The sequence below is a fragment of the Corynebacterium sp. ACRQK genome, assembly GCF_022345965.1.
Taxonomy (GTDB): domain Bacteria; phylum Actinomycetota; class Actinomycetes; order Mycobacteriales; family Mycobacteriaceae; genus Corynebacterium.
Genome location: NZ_JAKRMU010000008.1, coordinates 61261 through 82756, shown reverse-complemented (window position 1 = coordinate 82756; position 21496 = coordinate 61261). Strand labels below are relative to the sequence as shown.

The 21496-nt window shown below is 63.1% G+C and carries 19 protein-coding genes; 10 read left to right on the top strand and 9 right to left on the bottom strand.

All coding sequences use genetic code 11. The features are described 5' to 3' along the window. Nucleotides 1-169 precede the first annotated feature (169 nt). Entirely contained in the window at nucleotides 170-1585 is a 1416-nt protein-coding gene (locus MHX63_RS09155) for a dipeptidase (RefSeq protein ID WP_239388318.1), read from the top strand. A gap of 167 nt (nucleotides 1586-1752) precedes the next feature. Next, nucleotides 1753-2373 carry a hypothetical protein gene (locus MHX63_RS09150; RefSeq protein WP_035004736.1) on the top strand — a complete coding sequence of 207 codons (621 nt, stop codon included), beginning with the start codon at nucleotides 1753-1755 and terminating at the stop codon, nucleotides 2371-2373. Nucleotides 2374-2462: 89 nt separating this feature from the next. Here MHX63_RS09150 and MHX63_RS09145 read toward each other — a convergent pair whose 3' ends face one another. The 3 genes from MHX63_RS09145 to MHX63_RS09135 all read right to left on the bottom strand — a co-directional run bounded on the left by MHX63_RS09145 (nucleotide 2463) and on the right by MHX63_RS09135 (nucleotide 4715). After that, nucleotides 2463-3641 carry a glutamate--cysteine ligase gene (locus tag MHX63_RS09145; protein WP_239388316.1) on the bottom strand — a complete coding sequence of 393 codons (1179 nt, stop codon included), beginning with the start codon at nucleotides 3639-3641 and terminating at the stop codon, nucleotides 2463-2465. 50 nt (nucleotides 3642-3691) lie between these two features. Next, on the bottom strand, nucleotides 3692-4408 hold the full coding sequence (locus tag MHX63_RS09140) for a LytR C-terminal domain-containing protein (RefSeq protein ID WP_239388314.1): 717 nt from the start codon (nucleotides 4406-4408) through the stop codon (nucleotides 3692-3694). Between the two features lie 94 nt (nucleotides 4409-4502). After that, nucleotides 4503-4715, bottom strand: a complete 213-nt coding sequence (locus tag MHX63_RS09135) for a DUF3263 domain-containing protein (RefSeq protein WP_239388312.1) — start codon at nucleotides 4713-4715, stop codon at nucleotides 4503-4505. Between the two features lie 25 nt (nucleotides 4716-4740). Here MHX63_RS09135 and MHX63_RS09130 point away from each other — a divergent pair, with 25 nt between their 5' ends. The 5 genes from MHX63_RS09130 to MHX63_RS09110 all read left to right on the top strand — a co-directional run bounded on the left by MHX63_RS09130 (nucleotide 4741) and on the right by MHX63_RS09110 (nucleotide 9376). Next, complete coding sequence (locus tag MHX63_RS09130; protein ID WP_239388310.1) at nucleotides 4741-5322, top strand: peptide deformylase; 582 nt, start codon at nucleotides 4741-4743, stop codon at nucleotides 5320-5322. Next, a complete protein-coding gene (locus MHX63_RS09125) occupies nucleotides 5315-6385 on the top strand; it encodes a GNAT family N-acetyltransferase (RefSeq protein ID WP_239388308.1) in 1071 nt (356 codons plus the stop codon). The genes MHX63_RS09130 and MHX63_RS09125 overlap by 8 nt, the downstream gene beginning before the upstream one ends. Nucleotides 6386-6396: 11 nt before the next feature. Continuing rightward, nucleotides 6397-7197, top strand: coding sequence for an exodeoxyribonuclease III (locus MHX63_RS09120; protein WP_239388306.1), 801 nt, complete (start codon nucleotides 6397-6399; stop codon nucleotides 7195-7197). 3 nt (nucleotides 7198-7200) lie between these two features. Next, entirely contained in the window at nucleotides 7201-8712 is a 1512-nt protein-coding gene (gene cls / locus MHX63_RS09115) for a cardiolipin synthase (RefSeq protein WP_239388304.1), read from the top strand. 121 nt (nucleotides 8713-8833) lie between these two features. Continuing rightward, nucleotides 8834-9376 (top strand): MarR family winged helix-turn-helix transcriptional regulator, encoded by a 543-nt coding sequence (locus tag MHX63_RS09110; protein WP_239388302.1) that lies wholly within the window; start codon nucleotides 8834-8836, stop codon nucleotides 9374-9376. 93 nt (nucleotides 9377-9469) lie between these two features. Here MHX63_RS09110 and MHX63_RS09105 read toward each other — a convergent pair whose 3' ends face one another. Both MHX63_RS09105 and MHX63_RS09100 read right to left on the bottom strand, forming a co-directional pair. Next, nucleotides 9470-10282 carry an ABC transporter permease subunit gene (locus MHX63_RS09105; protein ID WP_239388300.1) on the bottom strand — a complete coding sequence of 271 codons (813 nt, stop codon included), beginning with the start codon at nucleotides 10280-10282 and terminating at the stop codon, nucleotides 9470-9472. Continuing rightward, on the bottom strand, nucleotides 10282-11391 hold the full coding sequence (locus MHX63_RS09100; protein WP_239388298.1) for an ABC transporter ATP-binding protein: 1110 nt from the start codon (nucleotides 11389-11391) through the stop codon (nucleotides 10282-10284). Before MHX63_RS09100 ends, MHX63_RS09105 begins: the two co-directional genes overlap by 1 nt. Before the next feature lie 76 nt (nucleotides 11392-11467). On the opposite strand from MHX63_RS09100, the gene MHX63_RS09095 reads away from it, so the two are divergent. Genes MHX63_RS09095 through MHX63_RS09085 form a run of 3 tightly spaced genes read left to right on the top strand, consistent with a single transcriptional unit; the run spans nucleotide 11468 to nucleotide 16387 of the window. Continuing rightward, nucleotides 11468-12880, top strand: coding sequence for a hypothetical protein (locus MHX63_RS09095; RefSeq protein WP_239388296.1), 1413 nt, complete (start codon nucleotides 11468-11470; stop codon nucleotides 12878-12880). Continuing rightward, nucleotides 12880-13965: a transporter substrate-binding domain-containing protein gene (locus MHX63_RS09090; RefSeq protein WP_239388294.1), complete on the top strand. Its 1086-nt coding sequence runs from the start codon at nucleotides 12880-12882 to the stop codon at nucleotides 13963-13965. The genes MHX63_RS09095 and MHX63_RS09090 overlap by 1 nt, the downstream gene beginning before the upstream one ends. Next, complete coding sequence (locus MHX63_RS09085) at nucleotides 13955-16387, top strand: serine/threonine protein kinase (protein ID WP_239388292.1); 2433 nt, start codon at nucleotides 13955-13957, stop codon at nucleotides 16385-16387. Before MHX63_RS09090 ends, MHX63_RS09085 begins: the two co-directional genes overlap by 11 nt. A gap of 346 nt (nucleotides 16388-16733) precedes the next feature. Here the strand turns inward: MHX63_RS09085 and MHX63_RS09080 are convergent, their stop codons facing one another. From MHX63_RS09080 to MHX63_RS09065, 4 genes are all read right to left on the bottom strand, one after another. Then, on the bottom strand, nucleotides 16734-17945 hold the full coding sequence (locus MHX63_RS09080) for an acetate kinase (protein WP_239388290.1): 1212 nt from the start codon (nucleotides 17943-17945) through the stop codon (nucleotides 16734-16736). A gap of 45 nt (nucleotides 17946-17990) precedes the next feature. Next, the gene (gene pta, locus MHX63_RS09075; protein WP_239388288.1) at nucleotides 17991-19508 is read right to left on the bottom strand and encodes a phosphate acetyltransferase; all 1518 of its coding nucleotides are present in this window, start codon (nucleotides 19506-19508) and stop codon (nucleotides 17991-17993) included. A 96-nt stretch (nucleotides 19509-19604) separates the two neighbouring features. Next, nucleotides 19605-20615, bottom strand: coding sequence for a sulfite exporter TauE/SafE family protein (locus MHX63_RS09070; protein WP_239388286.1), 1011 nt, complete (start codon nucleotides 20613-20615; stop codon nucleotides 19605-19607). Nucleotides 20616-20685: 70 nt separating this feature from the next. Then, entirely contained in the window at nucleotides 20686-21495 is an 810-nt protein-coding gene (locus tag MHX63_RS09065) for a sirohydrochlorin chelatase (RefSeq protein WP_239388284.1), read from the bottom strand. Nucleotide 21496 lies beyond the last annotated feature (1 nt).

The window sequence follows — 21496 nt, the reverse complement described above, 5'->3', positions numbered from 1 at the left end:
AATGAATGTCGCGACATTCACCCTCACTTCATCTGACGGTTATTTTCTGGCACTCCCTTAGTTCAAGTGCTAATCCCGTTTTTAGCACTCTCCCCCACCGACTGCAAGGTGCCGTGCATGCAAATCGGCTGTCTCGTCCGATCGCTTCCGATCGCTACAGTAGTTATCTATGAGCGATACCAACAGTGAATCCAACCGTGAATCCAACACCTCACAGCTAGACCTAGCCCGTGCCGCCATCGCGAAGCAGATGCCGCAGCTTAAGGAAGACCTCACCGCCCTGGTCTCCTTCGAGTCGGTCCACTCCACTCCGGGCCTGGAAGAGGCCAATACTGCTGCCGCACAATGGGTCATCAACGCGTTCACCAGCGTAGGCATCCCCGTCGAAGGCCACGTCACCACCGATGGCTCCACCTCCGTCATTGGCCTGCGCGAGCCCGCCGAGGGCTACCCCACCATCCTCCTGTACTCCCACTTCGACGTGCAGCCCGCCGGCGACATCGAAGCGTGGACCGATGACCCGTGGACCCTCACCGAGCGCGATGGCCGCTGGTATGGCCGCGGCACCGCCGACTGCAAGGGCCACGTCGCCATGCACGTTGCTGTGCTGCGTGCTCTTTCTATTCTTTCGGACGCCCACTTCCCCGCCGCCAAGAATCTCGGTATCCGGATCGTCGTCGAGGGCTCGGAGGAGCGCGGCGGTTATGGCCTGGAGGACCTGCTGGCCGAAAAGCCGGAGCTCTTCGCCGCCGACACTTTCCTCATTGCCGATTCCGGCAATGACGCCCTGGGTGAGCCGAGCCTGTGCACCGCGCTGCGCGGTTCCGCGCCGGTCACGGTGCGTACCCGCACGCTGGCACAGTCGATGCATTCCGGCCAGTTCGGTGGCTCGGCGCCGGATGCCTTGGTCGAGCTGGTGCAGCTTCTTTCCACTCTTCACGACGAAAACGGTCTGGTGGCCGTCCCGGGATTGGAGCCGAAGGAGCGCTGGGGTGGCGTCGGACCAACAGAACAGGAATTCCGTGACAACGCCGGGGTAACCGACGGCGTGGAGCTGTACGGCGCCGGCGAATGGCAGCCGAACGACCTGACGGTAATGAATCCGTCGATCACGATCACGGGCCTGGATGCACTGTCGGTGGCGGACTCGGTGAACTCCGTGCCCGCAACCGCCGCGGCCGTGGTGAGCCTGCGCGTGCCGCCGGGACGCGAACCGCAGGAGTGCCAGGATCTGCTGGTAAAGCACCTGGAAAGCCAGAAGACGAACGCGCAGGTGGAGATCGAGCGCGGCTCCCTGGCCGAGGCATTCCAGGCGGATACCTCCGGCCCGGCACTGCAGCGGCTCGGCGAGGCGCTGGGCGAGGTGTACGGCAAGGAGACGATGGAGGTTGCCTCCGGCGGTTCGATTCCGCTGACCAACAAGCTGCTGGGCGCGTACCCACAGGCGGAGCTTGCGCTGTACGGCATCGAGGAGCCGAAGTGCGCCATCCACTCCGCGGACGAGTCCGTGGATCCGGGCGAGATCGAGGCCATCGCAACGGCCGAGTTGCTATTCCTGCTGCGCACCGCAGAGGCGCACAGCTAGGCGCCTAAAATCTCACTTAATGAGAAATAGGCAACAGTTTGAATCTCAGAGTGAGACGGATTACATTATTTAACTAACAGTACTTTATATAGGTACCGAACTATATAGGCACCCATTCAACGGGTGCCTGCGGCCAACTAGATCTTGTTCCAGAAAATCGAGTCATCATGAACGTTTCCTCTACGAACACCACGACCCTGATCCGCTTCGCTAGCTCGGACCAGAACCTAGATCTAGACGCGCCTGTATACACCCCGCTCCCCAGTGGCCGCCGTTCCACCGCGAAGACGTACAGCGAGCCGGTGCACACCCGCATCGAGAAACGCCGCAAGCGCACCCGCACCTTCGCGGAGGATCCGTTCCGCGCCCGCTTCGGCCAGCGCCTGCCGGTAGGCATGCGCCAGGAAGCGCGCGGCATGGAGTGGAAGAAGTTCATCCGCACCTACGCGCCCGCGGCGATCCGCGTGGACTACTTGAAGGCCACCCGTCGCTCCCTGGGACGCCACGACTTCGACATGCAGGTCAGCGGCCTGCGCGCTGACGGGCAGTCCACCCGCGTGGAGATCACCGCGATGGGAGCCTCCTCGGCAACGACGGAGATCCTGGCTGACCACGGCTTCCCGGTGGAGGTCGCGGAGTTCCACCAGTACGACATCTTCGAGGCCACCGTGACCTTCATCTACGCGGTGCACAAGTCCAAGCGCGTGTGGGCGGTTGGTTTCGGCGCGGACCGCGATACCTCCATCGCTAGCGCCCTGTGCAACGCGGCTGCCCGCCTGCACTTCTAGCGCGGCTGCCCGCCTCTAGGCCCTACACCTCTAAGCTCAGCCGCGTAATCGTGGCTAGCCCACGCAACTGTCACGTAATTTTCGCGTACCTACAGTGACTTCCGCAGGGAATCGACCGTCAGGTCCACCGCAGCGATCCACGCCTCCGGCTGCGTAAAGCCGCCCTCCACCCCGTCGTCTCCACGGGTGCGGGTGCCAGGCTCCGGCGCCGCACCGTGCTCGCGGGCCGCGGCGCGCTGCAGCGCATAGTCTCCGCCACGGGCGATCAGCTTGCGCACATCCTGCAGCTCCGCTGCGCACCCCAGCTCCTCGGACAGCGGGGTGAGCCTATCCACCCAGGCCTCCAACTCGTCGGTGACCAGCGCTTCGCTGGTCTGCCGATCGGTAATGATCAGCGCGTCCAGGCCATAGCGGGCCGCGCGCCACTTGTTCTCCGCCACGTGCCAGGGCTGCAGGGTCGGCAGCTCGTGGCCGGCGTCCAGGCGGCGCTCAAAGTACACCACCAGGCAGTGGGTGTAGGCGGCGATGGCGGCAAGCTCCCACAGCTCCATCGTGGCATCCGCGAAACGGGTTTCCACCGTGCCGTACTTGGTGGGGCGCACGTCGAAGTGCATGGAGCCGGTGTGATTAATCACTCCCGATAGGTCCTGATCCCGGTTGAACTCCTCCCACTGCTCCCAGTTTTCAAACTGGTAGGGCATGCCCGCGGTCGGTAGCTGCTGGTACAGCAGGGTGCGGTTGGAGGAGTAGCCGGTATCCAGCCCCTCCCAGGCGGGCGAGCTGGCGGACATGGCCAGAATGTGCGGGTAGTGCGTCATCAGCGCATTGATAATGGGCCACACCTTTTCCTTGGAACCCACGCCCACGTGCACGTGGATTCCCCAGATCAGCATCTGGCGGCCCCAATACTGGGTGCGCTCGATGATCTCCTGGTAGCTGCTCTTCTCGTTGAGCTTCTGGTCCCCCCAGTGCGCGAACGGGTGCGTGCCCGCGGAAAACAGGTTCACCCCGATGTCGTCCGCGCATTCCAGCAGCTGCTTTGCCTGCACATGCAGGTCCTCGACTGCCTCCGGGACCGTGTCGTGCACGTTGGAGACCATTTCCACGGTGTTGGCCAGGAACTCGCGGACGACCTTGTGGCCGGGGTGTACCTCGTCCATCCGCTCTATTAGTTCGGCGGCGCGCGGAACCAGGTCGCGAACCTCGGGGTCGACGAGGGCTACTTCCCACTCAATACCGACGGAAGGTGCGGAACCCGGGAAGTCCATTGCGGCCCCTTAGAAGATATGTAGACAGAAGTTAAAAGAACGCTTTTACTTTAGCGGGGCATGTCATTTGTTGTCACAACCACGACACCCGCGGGGCGCTCCCCCTCCAGCATCTCTACGCCTTCGATGGCCCGGTCGGTAGCCTCGTCACGCTCGCGTGCCTCGATCCCTAGATCCTTGGCGAGCTGCTCGGCCAGCTGGCGCTCGGCGTCATTACCCTTCGGGTAGAGCACCACAGACGTCGGGAAGACACCCGACTCATCCGGTAGGTTGCCCACACCGGTCTTGTTCCACTGCTGGTCGCGCATCTTGTTGGCGACGTCGCCGGCGAGCCCGGCGATGGGGCTGTTGTTGAGGACAGCTACGTAAGTGTCTTCTTTTTTGACGCCACCTTCCGCCGCTGCAGCGTCACCCTCGGGGCGACCATCAGCGCGATCACCTTCCGGGTTTTCGCGCTCGTCTTCCAGCTTCGGCTTCTCAGCATCTTCCGCGTCCGGGCGCTTGGGATCCTCACCCTCGGGGGCGGGGGCCTTCTCATCCTGCTTAGCTTGCTCACCCTGCTGACCCTGCTGACCTTGCGTCTGCTGGGTCTGGCTAGCCCGCTCGGTTTCTTCCGAGTCCTTGTCAGACAGGGAGAATACGCCCCAGCCGATCAGCAGAACGGCTACGGCAATCAGGATCATGGCCAGGCCGCGTAGCGGGAGGCCGAGGTTCTCATTGTCCGTGTCGTCTTCGAGTGCATGGCGTGGTCGATTCGGTTCAGTCACGCCACAAATCTTAACTCCCGTAACACTAGTAACAAGCTTGACACGCGAGGTGCCTTATTCTTCGTTATTCTTCGTCACTCTTCGTCACTCTTCGTCAGAGTTCTTCATCGCGGCGGCGCAGCAGCATCCGCACTAAGACGGGGTCGAAGTCCAGCGCCTCCGGACGCTCGATCAGACGGTTGAGCTGCTGAAAGTAGCGGACCGCATCCACCCCAAACTCGCCGCGAATATGCTCGTTTTTCGCGCTGGCATCCAGCCACCAGCGGCGCTCGAACTCCAAAATGGCGATCTCTCGGTCTGACAACATGGAACTAGATTCTAGACTGTCTGTTATGACCATCATGCCTATCGTCATCTGTGGCGACCCTGTACTGCACAACCCCACCACCAAGGTGGACCCCAGCGAGATCGCTGACCTCGCCCCGCTGATCGCGGACATGTACGAAACGCTTTCCGCCGCCAACGGCGTGGGCCTGGCCGCCAACCAGGTGGGCGTAAACAAGCGATTCTTCGTCTACGACTGCCCCGATACCGAGCGTGGCGAGATGCGCCGCGGCTGCGTGATCAACCCCGTCCTCGAAACCAGCGAAATCCCAGAAACCATGCCGGACGAGGAGGAAGATGAGGAAGGCTGCCTTTCCGTTCCCGGCTACTCCTTCCCCACCGGCCGCGCGGACTGGGCGCGGGTAGCCGGCCTGGACGCAAACGGCGAGGAAGTCACCGTCGAGGGCACCGGCTTCTTCGCCCGCTGCCTGCAGCACGAGGTTGGCCACCTGGATGGCTTCCTGTACACCGACACCCTGATCGGCCGATGGAAGCGCAAGTCCAAGAAGGCCATCAAGGCCGAGGGCTGGGACCACGCGGGCAACACCTGGACCCCCGGCGTGGACGAGGACCCGTTCGGACATGAATAAAGACACGACGTTCTCCGCCGCCCACGCAGGGGCGCGGCGCGTGGAGGGCTTCGGGTTCCCCATCAGCCGCCGCACCGACTCCGTGAGCATCCGCCCGGGCACACGGGTCGTCGTACGCTACCGCGTGCCGGGCGATGCCGCCTCCGGCCACGGGGCGGGTAGCGCCGTCACCGACGCGATCGGCGTGCTGCGCAGCATAAATCCGCTGCAGGTGGACGACCTAGTGATCGCCGACGAGGACGTTGTGGTGCTGAAGACCCTCAGCGCCAAGCCAGTGCGCAATAGCGACATCCGCGCCCTCGAGGCCGCCAAAGCCTCGGCCTTCCCCGGCATCGAAAACCAGATGATCGGCGGATGGCTGGCGCGCGCGGGCGATGGCATCACCGAGCGCAGTAACTCCGCCGTACCCATCGGCCCCAGCGCAGGGTTGCAGGAGGTTCCGCTGGCGCAGCTGGAGGAGTTCTACCGCTCCCACGACCTGCCCTGCCAGCTGATGATCCCCGACCGGATCGGCCGACCCGCCGAGCACCTGCCGGGCGAACGTGGCCCGGAGATTCTGGTGATGAGCAAGGAGCTCGGCGACTCGGCGGTGAATCCAGAGCAAACCCCGGCCCCGGACGCGCCTCTGGACGACACGCTGGATCCGTCCCTTGCCGACGCACGGATCGAGCTGGCCGTCGACGACACCCCGGATGCCGACTGGTTCTCCATGTACAAGTTCCGCGGCCAGCCCCTGCCGAAGAAGGCCCTGGACCTGCTGTGCCACCGCATCGACGGCCAGCTGGGCTTCGCCCGCCTCACCGTCGACGGCCAACTCGCGGCCATCACCCGCGCCACCATCACCGACGGCTGGTTGGGATACTCCGCAGTGGCGGTGGCCCCGAAGTTTCGCCGCTGCGGCCTGGGCACCCTCCTGTGCCAACACCTGCTTAGCTGGGGTGCGGACAACGGTGCCGAGCACGCCTACCTGGATGTTATCGATTCCAACACCGCCGGAAAGGCGCTGTACCACAAGCTGGGTTTCAGCGAACACCACCGCAGCCGTAGTCTGCGCACGCGCTAGAATGCTTAACCATGCGCATCGCCACCTGGAACATCAACTCCGTACGCACCCGCGAGGAACGGGTGCGCGAGTTTTTGCAGCGCAGCGACGTGGACGTGCTGTGCCTGCAGGAGACCAAATGCACAGACAAGCAGTTCCCCGACTTCACTGACACGGGCTACGAGCAGGCCCACTTCGGGCTGCACAGCTTTAATGGCGTGGCCATCCTGTCGCGCGTGGGGCTTGCGGACGAGCAAACCAACTTCGGCCAGCCCGGCTTCAACAAGGATCTGGATGCCGAACAGGCGCTGGAAGCCCGCGCAATCGGCGCAACCTGCGGCGGCGTAGAGGTATGGAGCCTGTACGTTCCGAACGGCCGCGAGATCGCGGATCCGCACTACTCCTACAAGCTGCGGTGGCTGGACGCCCTCGCGGCGTATGCGACGGGTTCGATCGTGGGGGCGTCCCAAAGAAAGAGCAGCGAGAAGCTGTGCCTGGTCGGCGACTACAACATCGCCCCGCGCGACGAGGACGTGTGGGATCGCAGCTTCTTCGACGGCCGCACGCACGTGACCCCCAACGAGCGCGCCCGGCTGCGCGCCCTGGAGGACGCGGGGATGATGGCAGCGACGGACCTGATCGCCGACGAATTCACCTACTGGGACTACCAGGCCATGCGCTTCCAAAAGGGCGAGGGCATGCGCATCGACCTGCAGTATGTTCGCGGAATCACCCCCACCACCGCGCGGGTGGACCGCGATGAGCGCAAGGGCAAAGGGGCCTCCGACCACGCGCCGGTGATCGTGGATTACAACGTTGACGGCGAGGCTTAAGCCATGCCCTTCCCCGACCTCCTCGGCCTGTTTAGCGAGTTCACGGACGACCTGCAGTGGTGGCAGATCACGCTGGTCGTTCTGGACTACTCGCTGAAGATCTTTGCGCTGGGCTGGGTTCCTAAGGAACGACGCCCAACGTCCGCCATGGCCTGGCTACTCGCCATCTTCCTGATCCCCTTCATTGGCATCTTTCTATTCCTGCTGATGGGATCGCCGGCGATCAACCGGCGACGCCACCGCATCCAGAACCAGGCGAATGAGCTGATCCGCACGATGAGCGCCGACGAGCCTGACGTTCCCGAGGGCAGCGAGCTCAGCGACGAGCTGCGTTCGCTGGTGCGGCTCAACCGGGAGCTCACGGCACTGCCCGCCGTGAACGGCACCATGCAGGCCCTGCATTCGGACTACGAGGAATCGATCGCCGCGATGACCCGCGCGATTAACTCGGCCAAAGACTATGTGAACGTCGAAATCTACATCATGGCCTGGGACGATACGACCGAGCCCTTCTTCGAAGCGCTCGGGCGGGCCGCACAACGCGGAGTCACCGTGCGCGTGCTGTGGGATCACATCGGCGCACACAAGTACAAGGGCAACAAGAAGCTGGGCAAGAGGCTACAGGCCATGGGCGTGGACTGGCAGGTCATGCTGCCCCTGCAGCCGTTCAAGTGGCGCTTCCGCCGCCCCGATCTGCGCAACCACCGCAAGCTGGTGGTCGTGGACGGCCGGGTGGCCTTCGTGGGCTCACAAAACATGATCGAGGCCCCGTACCAAAAGCCGAAGAACCACAAGATCGGCCGCGAGTGGGTGGATGTAATGGCGGAGCTTACCGGCCCAATCGTCAGCACCATCAACTCGGTGTTCGCCGTGGACTGGTACACCGAAACCAACGAGGAACTGGACCTCATCAACCCCACCGACGCCAAGCAGTGGCTGGATACGCACGACCAAGATACTGGCGCGGACATCATGCAGATCATTCCCTCCGGCCCCGGCTTCACCACGGAGCCGAACCTGCGCCTGTTTACCTCCATGGCCCACCACGCCAAGCACACCCTCAAGCTGATTAGCCCGTACTTCATCCCCGACGAGTCCCTCATGGAAGCCGTGACCACCGCCTGCTACCGCGGAGTTCGAGTGGAACTGTACGTCTCGGAGAAGTCGGACCAGATGCTGGTGGGCCACGCGCAGGCCTCGTACTATTCGGAGCTGCTGAAGGCCGGGGTGCACATGTACCTGTACCCATACCCCAAGGTTTTGCACTCTAAGTTCGCCATTGCCGACGGCGAGGTAGCCGTGATGGGCAGCTCCAATATGGATATACGCAGCTTCGGCCTGAACTATGAGATTTCGCTGATGGTCGGCAAGGGCGATTTGCTGGAGGCCCTGCGGGCCCTGACGGAGGAGTACCGAGGCCGCTCCGCCCTATTGACCGCCGAGCAGTGGAGCACCCGCCCGCTGCACAAACAGTACGTGGATAACGTCGCGCGCCTGACGAGCGCACTGCAGTAGCGCGCCGTGTTGGCGAATTGATTGTTTTCATTATCGCCGATTAGTGCAATAGCACTTTTGCCGTCATATAGGGTGAATCACAAGTTACTTACATACGCACACCAAAAGAAAGTTTCGCCCGATGACCCCGTCACCCCAGAAGTCGCCGCAAACGCCTTCCCACCCCCCGGTACGCGGCCGCAAGGCACCCGAGATTCTGCCGGAGATCGACGTCGCAGAGATCGCCACGGCAGTGTACGACTTTCTTTCCGCCACCCGTCGCCTCATGGAGCGCCCCAACCAGTCCCTGGAGATCTCCCAGTCGGAGATCGAGGTACTGCAGTTTATTTCCCAGCATCCCGGTTGCGGTGTGTCGGACGTCGCCCGCCTGCGCTTCCTCCGCGCCTCTAACGTTTCGGCGACCGTTCGCCGCCTTATCAACGGCGGGCTGATCCGCCGCCGGGCCAACCCGGAGGACAAGCGCGCTCAGGATCTTTACCTCACGGACGAGGGCGTGGACATGATGAACTCCATCACTGACGAGTGGGCGCTCATCATTACAAAGGCCACCGACCGGATGGACGCGCGCGATATCGCTAAACTGCGCCGCGGCGTGCCCGCCCTGCGGAACCTTTCCCTAGCTGCGGAGTCCCTCGTCGACGACCTGCAGCGCAACCCCGACTAACCCCGGTAAACGCAAGCCAGATCCAAAACTAAAAAGCCCCACCCGGCACCTCAAGGCCGGTGGAGCGAAGGGGGCGTCACTAAGAAAAAGCGTTTAAGCGTCCCGCTTCTTTAGCGTCACTACGCCGACGATGAAGAGCACCACACACCAGGCGGCGAAGTACAGGATCGAGCCGGTTTGACCCCATGGCGCCCCGTCGAGATCCCGCATGCCGGTGTACGCATCGGCGTTAGTGAACGGCATGTACGGCGGCAGCCAGTCGCGGACCTTCGGTACCAGCTGCACTAGCGTGCCCTCGATCACCAGGTTCCACAGCAGCATGATTGCGATGCCGCCGGCGGTGTTGCGTACCAGGTAGCCCACGCCGATGGCGGCGGCGATGGTCAGCAGCAGGTACAGCTCGATGCGCCCGATCTGCTCCCACAGGCCATCGGCGCCGAGGCCGACCTTGCCCAGCAGCTCTTCATCCTCCAGATTCCAGCCGAGCGACCACTTAGCGAGAATCGTGCCTACGACGTTGGAAATGAACGCAAGCACCGAGGCGATCACGCCGTAGACCAGGAACTTTGCGATCGGCACCTGCCAGCGCGTCGGGGTGGCCAGCAGGGTGGTTTTGCTGGTGTTCGCGCCATACTCGGTGGTCACCAGCATCACGGCTTGGATCATCACGATCATCATGCCGAAGGAAAGGAACCCGCTGAGGCCCATGTCAGAGCCGATGCCCGCGACGACGGACATGTACAGCTCTGGGTCTTTCTGCGCCTCTTCGCTGGTCAACAGCGAGCCGGTCATGGCGCCATTGAGCAGTGCGAAGCCGAGCGAGAAGAACAGGATCAGCCCGGAGGTCCACCACAGGGCTTTGGTGCTGCGGAGCTTAATCAGCTCCGATTTGATCAGGTTCACCATTACTTGTCCCCTTCCTTCTGCACGCGCACGGCGTTGCCGGTTGCCTCGCTCTTTTCTGTAGCGCTCTTCTCTGGGGCGCTCTTTTCTTTATGACGCCGACCTGTGGGCTCAGCCCCTTCTGGCGCCACCTTGGGAACGGCCTTTTCCTCTGTCTCGGACTTGCCCTGCTTGTCAGCCTCAGCCTTGCCGGCCTCCACGCTGGCGTGGTACTCGACGTGCTCCTGAGTCATGCGCAAGTATGCATCCTCCAAGCTCGGGCGCTTCTCCGACAGCTCGCGCAGGCGCAGGCCATAGCTGTAGGCCATGGCACCGATCCAGTCGCTTTCCTGCTGTGGGATGGTGAGCGTCGGACGGCCATCCAGATCCTTCCCCTCCTGGAAGGCAACAGACTCTTCCCTCAGCGCGGCCTTCATCTCCGCGATGTGATCGGTACGCACAACGGTGGATACCTCGGAGGTGGACTTGATGAACTCGTGGGTGCTCTGGTTAGCCACCAGGCGCCCCTTACCGATGACGATCAGGTGGTCGGCGGTCTGCGCCATCTCGCTGAGCAGGTGCGAGCTGATCAGCACGGTGCGGCCCTCCCGCGCCAGTGCGCGGACGAAATCGCGCACCCAGCGGATGCCCTCCGGATCCAGGCCATTGACGGGCTCATCCAGGATCAGTACCTCCGGGTCGCCTAGTAGGGCACAAGCCAGGCCCAGGCGCTGGCCCATGCCCAGCGAGAACTTGCCGGCCTTGCGGCCTGCCACATCACTCAGGCCCACGATGCCCAGGACTTCATCCACGCGCTTGTTTGAGAACCCGTTGGCTGCAGCGACCCAGCGCAGGTGTGCCGCGGCGCTGCGGTTGGGGTGGACCCACTTGGCGTCCAGCAGCGTGCCGACCTTCTCCAGCGGACGCTTGTAGTCGGCATACGCCTTGCCATCGATACGGGCAGTTCCCTTGGTCGGCTCATCCAGCCCCACGATCATTCGCATAGTGGTGGACTTGCCGGCACCGTTAGGCCCCAAGAACCCGGTGACGATGCCGGGTGAGACCTCAAAACTCAAATCGTTGACTACCGTATTGCCTTTATAGGCTTTGGTTAGGGAACTGACCGTAATCATGCGTTCTAGTCTGCCACAATGAGGGTAGTTTAAGCAGAGTTTGTGGGCAGAGGTTTACTTAGGCTGTATATACTTTATGGCTATGCCCCCTGTGACTGCGTTCGAGGCAGACCGGTGGATGGAAAGCGATGAGCACCCCACCGGTCGAGGCAGCTCGTTCAAGGGGTTTGTGAACCCGGCGCTCGAAGCCCCGCGCCGGTTCCTCAAGTTCGCCTCCACCTCCCCCGGCCTACTCACCATCGTCTCGACGATCCTGGTTTTGGCCATTCTCGCCGCCGGCGGGGCCATGGTCTACAGCTCGCAAAACCGCCAGGCACAACTGAACACCTTGGTCAGCCGGACCGAGCCCCTGTCGGACGCGGCGCAGGAACTCTTCAACTCCCTTTCCGTGGCAGATTCCGTGGCCACCACCAGCTTCTTGCGCAAATCCACCACCGACACTGCCACCCGGGACTACGACGCGGCAATGTCCAGCGCTTCGACCTCCCTGATCCGTGCCACCAGCGGCATTGACAACATCGAGTCCCGAGAAATGGAGCTGGTACTGCACATCCAGAACTCCATGCCGGAGTACGTGAAGCTGATGTCCAACGCGCAGACACACGACCGCCTGCGCAACCCCGTCGGCGCCTCTTACCTGGCCCAGGCCTCCACACTGATGCAGGACACGATGCTGCCAGCCGCTCAGGAGCTCTACTCCCGCACCTCGGAGGAAGTCTCCACTCAGCAGGCGAAGCTCTCCGCTCCCCTGTGGTTCCCACTATCCGGCATCGTGGCGGCAATCATCATGCTGGTGATAGCCCAATTCTGGCTCGCGGCATTGACCAACAGGTGGTTTAACCTCGGATATGTAGCCGCTACTGGGCTTATGTTGTTCGCCCTCGTGTGGGCGTCAATAAGCGCTGCCTTGACGTGGCACGCGGGTAACCAAGACGTGCAAGGCACCGTGCGGCCACTCGAGCAGCTCACGGCAGTGCGCATCTCGGTGCAGCAGTCGCGCACTCAGGAAGCGCTGGGGCTGATTCAGCGCGATTACGGCGAGGATCGCCAGCAGGAGTTCTCCGACGCCATGGCGGACATCGACAGCAAGCTGGAAGACCTGCACAGCCAGGTGAGCCAACCCGAACGCATCGATACCGCCCGGGAAGCGCTGCGTTCCTGGGACGAATCTCACGCAAAGATGGTCTCTGAACTGCAAAATGGCCGCTACACCGAAGCACTGGCCGCGGCCCTGGACACAAAGGTCAGCGAAGAAAAGCAAGACGGAAAGAGGGACCTGCGCGCCGCCGACGAGGATACTTCCGACTACACCGTCGTGGACAATGAAATGCAGGAGCTCATCAGCAGCACCCGCGAAGAACTGCGCGACATTCTGGTGGAAGGCCGCACCGCCGCCGGCCGCGTGACCAACCTTGTACTAACCCTGACAGTGCTTTCCGCGCTGTGCGTCTTCTTTGGCACTAGGCCCCGACTGCAGGAGTTCCTCTAATGAGAAAGCAAGTGTTCAAGCCTGTAGTCGCCGCCCTGACCGTTGCGGCCATTGCCGCCACCTCGGCCTGTTCCACAGAAAGCCCCAACCTGCCGGAATGGCCTTCCGTACAGCACAATTCCAGCGACGACCTACCCTACGGCGCAACGTATGTACAGCCGGAGGATGTTCCCAACGACGGTGACGCCGCAGCAGATACCAACGCAAGCATCGACAACACCGGCGACGAAGAACCGTTTGGCTCTATCAAGCCAGATACCCGCAAGCCGAAGGAACGCGTGCCGCAAATCATGCGCCGGGGTCGTCTGGTGGTTGGCGTGGCCCAATCCCTGAACCGGCTGGGGTTCCGCGACCCGGTATCTGGAGACGTCGCTGGATTCGAGGTGGACCTGGCACGCGAGATCGCGCGCGACATTTTCGGCGACCCGAACAGAATCGAATTCCGCTACGTGGAAAGCCGCGAGCGGGCCGAGGCTCTGAAAAGCGGCGACGTAGACATTGTGGTGCGCACTATGTCGCCGACGCTTTCCCGCCAAGCGAAGCTGGAGTTTTCCATCCCCTACCTGCGGGTTCACTCGCGGCTGCTGGTTTTGAGCAACTCACAGATCCAAAGCTTCGACGACCTGCACAACAAGACAGTGTGCGTGACGCGCGACTCGACCTCCGCGGTGCGCATCAAGCAATACGACGTGGGGCGCCTGCTACTGACCCAGGCATGGACTGATTGCCTGATGGCCATGCAGCGCTTCCAGGCCGATGCGATCTATACGGATGACGCTATCCTCACCGGCCTGCGGGCTCAGGACCCCTACACGACCCTGGTCGCTGACGCGCCGGAGACCAGCTACTACTCGGTGGCTATCTCCCCACCGGGCTTCCCAAAGAAAACGACCGGACTGGTGATGCAAGTGAACTCCACCATGGAGAGGATTCGGCGCGACGGAACGTGGAAGAACCTCTATGACAAGTGGCTGGCGGACTACTTAGGGCCGGCGTCATCACTACCGATTAAATACCGCACCGAGGAAGAGACAAAGGAACTCAACAAGATCCGGCGAAGGGAGGCGAACGTCAATGCAGAGTAACGACCGCGCCGACAGCGAGCCGGAGGAGCGCACCGAGGCCGTAGAGTTCGACCCCTTCGCCGACAGCGAACCAGAAGAGCGCACCGAAGCCGTCGCCTTCGACCCCTTCGCTGACGACGAAGACACAGACGCGACGGTGCAGCACACCGAACCCGTGGGCACCCCGGCGAATGCCGTGGACTCCGGCGAACGCTCGCGCATCGAAGCACTATCGACGTTCCGCAAGAGGCGCGGTACCCACCGCTCCGGCGCCTCCGTGGCCGACGGCATGGTGCAACTTCCGTTCATCGCACCGACGAACCCGGAAGACGCAGTAATCGACCCCAGCTCGGCGATCGAGAAGGGTGTGGAAGCGCCGACGTTGAAATCCGGCGACATCATCGCCGGCCAGTACGAGATCCTGGGCCCAATCGCGCACGGTGGTCTGGGCTGGGTGTACATCGCCATCGACCACAACGTCGCCGACCGCTACGTAGTGCTCAAGGGCATGATGGCCACAGAAAACGAGCGAGAGCGTGCAGTCGCGGAATCCGAACGGGCGTTCCTGGCGGACATCACGCACCCGGGAATCGTGAAGATCTTCAACTTCATCGACGACCCCCGCTCCCCCGGTGGCTTCATTGTGATGGAGTACGTCGGCGGGCCATCGCTGCGCGGGCAGCGGCGGAAGCTGGCGGCCGGAGTGCTGGACCTGGACGTAGCGATTGGTTACATCCTGGAGATCCTGCCCGCGCTGGACTACCTACACTCCCGTGGCGTGGTCTACAACGACCTGAAGCCGGACAACATCCTCATCACCGAGGATCAGGTAAAGCTGATCGACCTTGGCGCGGTGACGGGCATCGGCGCCTTCGGGCATATCTTCGGCACCAAGGGCTTCCAGGCTCCGGAAATTGCCAAGACCGGACCGACCGTGGCCAGCGACATCTACACCGTCGGCCGCACCCTGGCCGCACTGATTGTGAAGCTGCCAGTGGAGAACGGAGTCTACGCCCCGCAGCTTCCCACCCCGGATGAAGAGCCACTGTTCCGCGAGTACCTGTCCCTGTACCGCCTGCTGCTGCGGGCCACGGACGAGGATCCGGAGGCGCGCTTTAGTTCCGCCACCGCCATGGCGAACCAGCTGATTGGCGTGCTGCGGGAGATCCTGGCCATTCGCGACGGCCGCCACTTCCCGCACCTGTACACTCGGTTCACCGCGCAGCGCAGTACGTTCGGCACCAAGCACATTGTGTTCCGTACCGACCAGCTGGTCGACGGCGTGGTGCGTTCCGTGGAGATCTCCGTTCCGGAGGTGGTGAGCGCCCTGCCGACCCCGCTGGCCGATTCTCAGGACCCGGGGTATGGGCTGCTTTCCGCCACCAGCTTCACCGAGGCCGGGGACCTGCTGGATACCCTGCGCGCTGCTTATGCCCAGCCGGAGCTGAAGTACTCCGTGGAGATTCCGCTGACGATGGTGCGTGCGCTGCTGGACGTGGGCCAGACCCGCGAGGCCCACGATCTACTGGACGAGCTGAAGCCGTGGTTGGAGAAAGACTGGCGCTTCCAGTGGCACTCTGGCGTGGCGGCGCTGCTGACGGGGCAGTTCGCGGAGGCACAGAAGTTCTTCAACCGAGTGCTTTACATATTGCCTGGTGAGCCCGCGCCGAAGTTGGCGTTGGCCGCCACCGATGAGTTGTTGCTGCAACAGCAGGGTGTGAATTCCACGAAGCTGCTGAGCGAGCACGTTTCCCGCGCCGCTTCCGCCCTTGCTTATGCGCAGAAGCTGCCGGTGAAGGATTACACCGGGGTACCCGGTTGGGAGCACGTCACGCTGGATCCGGTTTCGCTACGTTTCCACGCCATGCGCCTTTATGGGTTGGTGTGGGCCACGAACCAGTCCACTGTTTCCAGCGCGTTTGGACTGGCCAGGCAGCTGCGCGCGGAGGGTATGGTCGATTCGGCGGTGGCTGCGTTGGACCGGCTGCCGCAGGCCTCGCGGCACAATCGTCTGGCACGGTTGACGTCTATTTTGTTGCTTATTTCTGACGCCAACAGCCTCACCGAGTCCCGCATCCGCCGTGCGGCTAGACGTTTGGAGACGCTGCCGACCAACGAGCCGCGCCTGCCGCAGGTTCGCATCGCGGTGCTGAGCGCGGGCCTGAATTGGCTGCGTGGCGCTAGCGATGGCCTGGATGGCGCGGCGGGGGGTGCCGGGGACGGCAGAAGCCGCGGCTCTCGCAAGTCCAAGGGCAAGCGAGGTTCTCAGGTCAAGCGGCAAGCAGCGACGGCTCCCCTATTTGACGTGCAGTTTACCGAGCGTGGCCTGCGGACCGGCTTGGAGACAAGCTTGCGCCAACTGGCTCGCCAGGCCCCCTTCGCCCGCCACCGCTATGACCTGGTGGACATGGCCAACCAGATCCGCCCCCGCACCTGGTTCTAGCTGCGCACATTGTCCTAGTTGTGCGCTAACTGCGCACCTGTCCCTCAGGTTCTAACTGCGCACATTGTCCTATTTGCGCCCAAACTGCGTACCCGATGATTTGCGCCGGACCAAAATGTCGGAAAAGTTGCAAAACGTGGAGAGGCGAAATCAGACACCACTGAGCACAAGTCCATAACCTGCACCTTTACATTACCGAAAATTACCACCCTTAACGAATTGCAAATTCTCCGACATTTCAGCCCCAGTGAGCACAAAATCCGCACGGCGAGGCACGCATTCGCGTTCTAACGACATTTCAGCGCCAGCAGGGGCAGCCAGAGCAACCCGGCGCCCCGGGCAGACCCTACTGCTGCTCGGCCAGCTCCGTCGCCTGGCGCGCGATTGCCAGCTCCTCATTCGTCGGAACCACGAACACCTTCACCGTCGAATCGTCAGTAGAGATCTCCCGCGCGCCGACAATCCCCTCGGAGTTCTCATTCCGCGCATCATCAATCTCAATGCCAAAGTTCTGCAGGTCAGCCATCGTATCGCGGCGCACCTGCACCGCGTTCTCGCCCACGCCCGCGGTGAACACAATCGCATCCACGCCACCGAGGGTCAGCATGTAAGACCCAATGAAGCGACGCAGCGCGTGGATGTACACGTCGTAGGCCAGCTGAGCATTTTCATCGCCGTCCTCGATCAAGGTTTTCAGCTCGCGGAAATCGTTCACGCCAGCCATACCCTTCAGACCGGACTCGCGGTTCAACAGCTTATCCGCCTGATCCACCGTCATCCCGCCGGAGCGCGCCAGGTGGAAAATAATGCCTGGGTCAATGTCGCCGGAACGGGTGCCCATCACCAGGCCGGCGAGCGGCGTCAATCCCATCGTCGTATCTACTGCTTCACCGCCACGAATCGCGGCGGCCGAGGCACCGTTGCCCAGGTGCAGGGTGATCTGGTTGACCTCCTCGGCGGGCTTGCCCAGCAGGTCCGGAACCTTGGAGGACACGTACTCGTGGCTGGTGCCGTGGAAGCCGTAGCGGCGGATGTTGTACTCGTCGGCGATGTCCTTCTTGACGGCATAATTCGCCGCGTGCTCCGGCAGTGTGGAGAAGAACGCGGTGTCGAACACTGCCACGTGCGGGACGTGTTCCAGCAGCGCTCGGGCGTTTTCGATGCCGTCGATGTTGGCGGGGTTGTGCAGCGGCGCCAGCGGGATGAGCTCCTTGAGCTGCTCAATCACCTCGTCGTCGATGAGCACGGGCTCTGTGAACGTTGCGCCACCGTGGACCACGCGGTGCCCTGCTGCTACCAGGTCTAGGTCTTGGGGTCCGACGCCCAGTAGCGTCATCATGCCGAAGGCGCGTTCTAGGCCAACAGAGTGGCTGAGGATAGGGCGATTGTCTTCCATTTTCGACGTTTCCGTCTGAATCTGGATGTGTCCCTTCTTTTCGCCGATTTTCTCGACGATGCCGGAGACGAATGGGTCCGCCGTTGCGCTTGCCTCCGGGTCGAGAACTTGGAACTTGATGGAGCTGGAGCCTGAGTTGAGGACGAGTACGTACTTGGTCACTTTTCTTCTCTGTTCTTCTCTCTTCTTCTTCGTCCGGCCTGCCGGCTAGTTGGCCTGGATCGCAGTAATCGCCACGGTGTTCACAATGTCCGGCACGGTCGCACCACGCGAGAGATCATTCACAGGCTTGTTCAGGCCTTGCAGGATCGGCCCCACGGCCAGCGCATCGGCGGTGCGCTGGACCGCCTTGTAGGTAATGTTTCCGCAGTTCAGATCCGGGAACACGAACACGGTTGCCTGCCCGGCCACGTCAGAGCCCGGCAGCTTCTTCTGGCCGACGGATTCCACCACTGCGGCGTCGAACTGCAGTGGCCCGTCCAGAGGGAGGTCTGGGTTGTTCTCCTGCGCCTTCTTCACGGCGGCGGCCACAGCCTCCACGTCCGCACCGGCGCCGGAGGTGCCGGTGGAGTAGCTCAGCATCGCCACCTTCGGCTCGATGCCGAACTGCGAGGCGGTCTGCGCGGACACGGCGGCGATCTCCGCCAGCTGGTCGGGGGTGGGGTTCGGGTTCACGGCGCAGTCGCCGAATGCCCACAGCACGCCGTCCATGACCATCAGGAAGATGGAGCTGACCACCGACGCACCCGGTACAGTCTTGATGATCTGGAACGAGGGCTTAATGGTGTGCGCGGTTGTGTGAGCCGCGCCGGAGACCATGCCGTCGGCGATGCCCTTGTGGACCATCATCGTCGCGTAGTAGCTGATGTCCTGCATCGTCTCGCGCGCCTGCTCCAGCGTGATTCCCTTGTGCTTGCGCAGCTCAGCGAACTCGGCGGCAAATTCTTCCAGCTGGTTGCCTTCGCTCGGGTCGGTCAGAGTGGCGCCGGACAGGTCCAGTCCCAGCTCCTTGGCGCGGTGGGCGATGTCGTCCGGGTTGCCCAGGATGGTTAGTCGGCACACTTTGGCGCGCAGCAGCTGGTCAGCCGCGGTGAGAATGCGGTCGTCCTCGCCTTCCGGCAGTACGATGTGCGCGTTCTTTTCGCGGGCCTTGATCAACAGGTTGCGTTCGAACAGCTCGGGCCCGATCACGGGCTCCTTCGCGGCACTCGCACCAGCATCAGCCCCACCGACCGCTGCCTGCGCGATGCCTTCCAGAGCGATGTGGCGGATTGCCTGCCCCTCCGCCTCTACAGCATTGGCTGTGGCGGCAGCTGCGGAGGCGGTGGCGTCAATAAAAGAAATACCGGCGGGCTTGCGACCGGAGCGCACGAGCTGCCCGGACGCCAGCTGCAGCGCCGTGGCGTCGGCTGGGCTGCCCGCGAGCAGGTAGTGGGATGCGCCCGCGGCGGCGGCAAGGCGCGAGTCGAAGGTGATCTCTCCGGTGCCGAGCAGTACGGCACCAGCACCGGCAGCGGCTCCGGAGTCGACCTTAGCGCCGTAGGCCGCGTCGAGGGCGGCGGCGAAGTCGGGCGCGGAGGGGCGAATGGTGTCGAAGATGTCGACTGCCTCTGCCTCCCCCAGTGCGTCCAAGATGTCGGAGCGGCGCACGGCGGCGCTCGCTATCGGCGAGATGACGGCGTTCGTGCCAGTTCCTTGGGGCGCGATAGACGACGCGATAGACACAGCTCACATACCTTCCTCGATGGAGTTTCACTTCACTTCCATTGTGCCTTGGTAGCCCCGTACCAGCGAGGTTTACACGTAAGGTTCGCCCTCGCTCTACCCCCTGGCGCGCTCTTTCTCGCGCTGTTGTACTTTCGTTCTTTCTTCGTAGTGACGCCCACTTGCCCGCCCCTCGATAGCCTCCGCGTCGCTTGCCGCGGTGGCCTGCTGGGAGTTCTCCGGTGCATCGTCGCCGGTCAGGGAGCGTTCCAACAGGGAGCGCTTGCGGACGACGACGAGGGCGACGATCACGGCCAGGCCGATCAGGATGACGGCGACCACGCCGAGGAAGCCGAAATAGTTCACCAGGCGGCTGGAGTTCAGCAGCATCAGCAGGGCTCCGACCACGCCGCCAAGTACTTCTGGCTTCATAATGGTTACGATCCATGCGGCGATCGGGGCGGCGATGGCTCCGCCGACCAGCAGGCCGACGACTGGTTGCCAGTTTTCCGCCAGTTCCGAACCCATGCCGGCAACGAAGCCAGCGGAGGCGGAAACGGCAACCAGGAACTCGGCGGTGTTTACCGTGCCGATAATGCGGCGTGGCTCGGCTTTGCCCACGCTCATCAGGGTGGAGGTGGTTACGGGACCCCAGCCGCCACCGCCGGAGGCATCCAGGAAGCCACCGGCCAGGCCCAGGCCCGCCAGGCCGAAGCGGGAGCGGCGAGTGGTGGATACCGGCTGGGTGTTTTCATTCTTTTTCCACGGCACGGCCACGCTGCGCACCAGCACGTAGGCGCCGAGAAGCACCAGCAGGGTGGGCACAACTGGCTCGGCCGCCTCGGTGGAGAGGTTGCTGAGCACATAGGCGCCTGTGAACGCGCCGATGGCGCCCGGCACACCGAGAGCCAGGACGGTCGGCCAGTGGACGTTCTTCAGCCGCCAATGGGACAGGCCGGAGAACAGCGTGGTGCCGACCTCCGCGAGGTGAATAGCGGCGGAGGCGTGGGCGGGGCCCAGGCCGGAGAAAATCAGCAGAGTGGTTGCGGTGATGCCGAATGCCATGCCCAGCGCACCGTCGACCAACTGGGCGACCACGCCGACGAGGGCAAAAATCAAGATCTTCATGAGGGGTTAGTCCTTGCTGTCTGTGAGGGGCTATCCGTGAGGGAAAACGTGTTGTGAGGGGCTAGAAGGGCTAGTGCGCTTGTTGCAGGGCGCGACAGGCGCGGTTGATGACGACCGGGGCTACCGCGTCACCGAGGTGGCGCGTACACTTCCGGCCGTTTGGCATTCGGATCTTGGCCTTGTCCCACAGCAGGCCGGGGCTGACGAACAGCGGGACGGTGACGGTGCGTTCGTCTGCGAATTCCAGCAGCGCCTCCGTGTCTCGGCCCGGGTTGTCCCCGGTGGCGACGAAGGCGCGGGCGCTGCGCATGTTCAGGCGGGCGCCAACGCGGCCGGCGAACTCGGCGACGGCCTCGTTCGCGCCCGGCTGGCTGGAGCCCACGGAGTACAGCGCGAGCTTGTCGATGCTGCTGCTGTCTGCGGCGTTCGCGGCGTCAGCGTTCTCAGCGTTCTCAGCGTTCTCAGCGCTCACAGTGCCAGCAATCGCGGGAACTTCAGCGAGGTACTGGGCCGTGAAGTCGGCGACCAGCTCCTCCATATCCGCGCCGATTCCCAACCCATCCGTGAGGCGAAGAGTCAGGCCGGCGGACGAAGTGGCGTCAATAGACTCAACAGCCTCGGCAATCGCGGCAGGAACGTCGAAGCGAGCGTGGAAAGCCTGCGTGAACAGCAAAGGAACCACTACCGCCTCCGTGTAGCCCGCCGCGACAACACGATGGGCGACCGTCGTGAGGGTGGCGGGGTGAAAGTCCAGGAAGGCGGCGAAGGCCGGCAGCCCAGTGCTCGCGGAAATGCGCTCGGCGATCTCGAAGACCGCCTGATCCGCCTGCGGGTGGCGGGATCCATGCGCCAAGCAGATGATGGGTGCCGGCCAGGTCATG